This window comes from Halobacterium sp. KA-4 (assembly GCF_021028995.1).
GTDB lineage: Archaea > Halobacteriota > Halobacteria > Halobacteriales > Halobacteriaceae > Halobacterium.
This window is the reverse complement of sequence record NZ_JAJJZG010000042.1, coordinates 1-3,773: the sequence shown is the minus strand read 5'-3', so window position 1 is coordinate 3,773 and position 3,773 is coordinate 1. Positions and strand designations below refer to the sequence as shown.

Here is a 3,773-nt window from a genome sequence, read left to right as displayed (position 1 = left end):
GTACTGACTACCAGACGGTTTCGGGCGAGTTCAGCTTCGACCAGTACGGCCGTCCGGACGGCCTCGTCAGCCCCATCGGCCAGTGGCTCGACGGCGACCAGCACCTCGTCTATCCGGAGAGCGACGGGGAAGCCTACCGTGAGCTGGTCTACCCGCTCAGACGCTAGGCTTCCACCACGACGTCCGCACGCTGGCGGGGACGAACTCGGGACGCGTCATCGAAGCGAACGAGCCGATGCCGGCCGTCACGCGAAAAAACGAGAGAACGGAACTTCAGACGACTTCGATGCGGCCGACACTGGACGGCACCAGGCCGACCGTCTCGTACTCCCCGTCGTCAGTTCGACGCATGATCCGTCCGTCAATGTCCGTGCGGGGGGTCGGAATGTCGAAGAGCCCCGAGCCACAGAGCAGGTCGCCATCGTCGTCGACCACCCAGTCCTCGATGACCTCGTGTGGCTCGCCGGGGAACTCGACGCGCTCGAACGTCCGGCCGAAGTTCGTCGACTCGAAGAGCGCGGCTTCGTGAGTGTCGTTCGCCCACGCCGGCGGCGCACCGATGGCACCGCTGAAGAAGACGGTGCCGTCGTGAGTGAACACCCGCCGGATGTAGGAGTAGTCGTTGTTCTGATCGAGGCGCGTCCAGGTTTCGCCGGCGTCGGTCGTCCGGTAGAGTCCGCCCCAGCCGGTGGCATGCCCGAGGCCGGTCTGGAGACCGACGTGTTCGAGGTCGAGATCGAAGTAGCCGGTCGCGGCCAGCCAGCAGTCCTCGGTCAGCGGGAGGATCTGATGGACGTCGTCTTCGGGAATGTTGTCGCGCAGGTCGATCCACGTCTCACCACCGTCGTCGCTTCGGTGGACGCCACCGACTTCGACGGCCATGACGAGGCGATCCTTCATGTTCGGAACGGACGCGATGTTTCGGATGCGCGCGCGCTTCGGATCTTCCGGGGACTCCCACCGCGATCGGGAGGGAAGTTTCTGAACGCCGTCGAGCTCGTGCCAGCTCTCACCGCCGTCGAAGGATCGGTGAACCGCAGGCAGATTCGTCCCCGCGTACAGCGCGCCATCGGGCGAGGCGTGGACGGTGAAGACGATGCTGTCACCCTCAAACCAGTAGCGATCCCCCTTCGGAACGTCGAGTTCCGACCACGTCTCGCCCCCGTCGAGCGAGCGATAGGCGCCCGCAGTGCTGCAGACGAAGACGCCGTCAGCGTGGTCGAGGTCGTCCACCTGCGTGACGCGACCGCAGTCGAGCACGCGGTCGGCGTCACCCTTCTCGAAGGGGATCTCGTCCGCACGATACAAGCCGTCGTCGGTGCCTATGAGCAGTGGCATCACTCGGCAATTATACAGAGGGCGTAATATATGTTCGTGTACAGTTACCGCGTGCCGAATCTCGGCGACGCCTGTGCGTGCGAGATGTTCAACTCAAGTTCGTTCGCGGCGTTCAACAGCAGGTCGACGATTTCCCCGGAGACACGCTCCTCGTCCATGCGATGACGCGGGCCGGCGATGGAACACGCACCGATGACCGTCTCGTCGGGGACGACAGGAACGGCGACGGCGACGAGTCCCTTGGTACTCTCCTCCTCGTTGACCGAATACCCGCGCTCTCGGATGGCGTCGAGCTCCTCGAGGAATTCCTCCTCGTCGGTTATCGTCTGCGGCGTCGCCGGCGGTAGCCCGGCTGAATCGATAACGTCGCGAACGTGGGCTCTCGGAAGACGAGAGAGGATGGCCTTTCCGCCCGCCATCTGGTGAAGGTGCATTCGACAGCCAAGCCGCGTGCGGGAGGAGACGCCACGGTTCCCCGATTCTCGGAAGAGCGTGACCATACGGTCGTTCTCCCACATCGCGAAGGAGGCGATTTCGCCGGTTCGGTCGGCGAGTTCGCGTGTGCGGGGTTTGATGAGGTCGGCGCCGACGTAGCGCGAGCGGAGCCATCCGCCGTAGTCGAGGAACCGAAAGCCGAGTGTGTACTCGTTGCCGTGCTTGACCACGTAGCCGTGATCCCGAAGTGTCGAGAGATGTTTGTAAACGGCGCCCTTCGAGAGATCGGTTCGCTCCGCGATGTCGGTCACGCGTCCACCCCCATCTCTTTGAGCGTCTCGACGATGGTAAACGTAGTCTCGACGGCTTTCACCCGCGTGTTTGACGCGGTCTCGTTCGCGGCACCGGTTTCGCTCATACGGGGTTCAACTATCGATCATCACATATAATTTTCTATTGGTGGAAAATAGAGCGAGTTCCCTCACCAGCAGAAACGGCGACTAGAGGGTGCAGATCGAACAGGAGTGCCGCCAGCACACGGCAACATCATCGAATATACCCCTTTTCTGGACGAAAGACCAGCGTTAGAGGTGTAAAATGGATGTGTAGAAATGTAATCAGGGTTCGATACCGGTCGAATATCGTACTCGGGTTCCGACGTCCGTTTCTTGGCTGTGAACACGGGCGTCAGCCACCAGATATCACGCGGCCGTGGGAAGTTCTGTGCCGGTGTACGCGGGAGAGCGGGTAGAAAACGCCGCGAATGGGGACGCAGACAGGGCGGCTCCGGACGGCACCGACGTAACTATGCGTTAAATCAGCGTGGCAACACACCGCCCCCAAGTGGTTTACAACGGCTCTGTTGAATCACTAGACAGCGCCGGGATGGGTCGCTAAATCAAAGGAGTTGAAGCGGGACGATTTGGTTGTCCATGACACAAATCTCCCGCTTCACTGGAGAGATTGTGCCGATTGCTCAAAGAGTTACTGGCGATGGAGACGAATCCGCCGCCCCGGAAGGTGGCGGCGGATTCGCCGACTACGCCCTCGTTTCCTTGCATTGTCTCCGTATTTACCTCGATGCGTCCTACCGAATGACGATTGACTTGCTCAAAGAGATGCCACAAATAACCGGGGAGATCGGCCTCAACGCGGCCGATCTCCCCTCACCATCCACGTTGTGTAAGGCGTTCGACCGGATCGAGATGAGTGTTTGTCGAGTGTTGCTGCGCCAGTCGGCGCAGCTACACGATCCTTCGAAACACGCTGCTATCGACGCCACATTCTACGAACGCTCAGCTGCGAGCCGCCACTACTGCCAGCGAATCAGCTACCGCGTGCAGAAGCTAAAAGTCACGAAACTCGTCGATACAGACACTCAAGCCGTCCTTGACGTACACTGCTCGACGACTCGGGAAGGAAGCGACGCAGACCTCGCCGAGCAGATCGCCCGCCGGAACGCGGGCGATCTGCGGTCTCTCGCCGCCGATAAGGGCTACGACAAGCAAGCGCTCCGCGAAGCATTACGTAAACTCGGCATCAGACCCCTGATCAAGCATCGTATCTTCGCTCCCTACGACCACGCACACAACGCTAGAATCGACGAACAGCGCTACAATCAGCGTTCGATGACTGAGACCGTCAATTCGGCTGTGAAGCGCTCGCTCGGCTTCGCCGTGCGAGCGCGATCCTGGTTTCGTGAGTTCCGCAAAATCGCACTGATGTGTGTCGTCTACAACATCAAACGTGCTGTGAAACAGTGAAATCTACCGCCTTACAGCGATTCAACACAGCCTTTACAACGATATTCTCGTAATGGGGGTGGGATAGAATGAGTATCAAGGAACCTGCTCGGCTCATTCTGAAGTTCCGCTGCCTTGTTTTGCCGTCGATTGACGGTCGCTTCAAACGCTCTTAGTGCAATATTCCGCCAGATTAACCCGGAAATGGACGCCGTCTGGCGATATGGCATCGCTCAGACGGCTTGCCCGGATGTGTCG

Annotated in this window: 3 protein-coding genes; 1 reads left to right on the top strand and 2 read right to left on the bottom strand. The window is 60.1% G+C overall.

The genetic code is table 11. From position 1 onward, the window contains the following. Positions 1-273: 273 nt before the first annotated feature. Entirely contained in the window at positions 274-1,338 is a 1,065-nt protein-coding gene (locus tag LPA44_RS17850; RefSeq protein WP_230890830.1) for a WD40/YVTN/BNR-like repeat-containing protein, read from the bottom strand. Between the two features lie 44 nt (positions 1,339-1,382). After that, a complete protein-coding gene (locus LPA44_RS18305; RefSeq protein ID WP_230890829.1) occupies positions 1,383-2,084 on the bottom strand; it encodes an IclR family transcriptional regulator in 702 nt (233 codons plus the stop codon). Between the two features lie 621 nt (positions 2,085-2,705). Here LPA44_RS18305 and LPA44_RS17840 point away from each other — a divergent pair. Beyond that, a complete protein-coding gene (locus LPA44_RS17840) occupies positions 2,706-3,536 on the top strand; it encodes an IS5 family transposase (RefSeq protein ID WP_230890828.1) in 831 nt (276 codons plus the stop codon). The last annotated feature ends 237 nt before the right edge of the window (positions 3,537-3,773 follow it).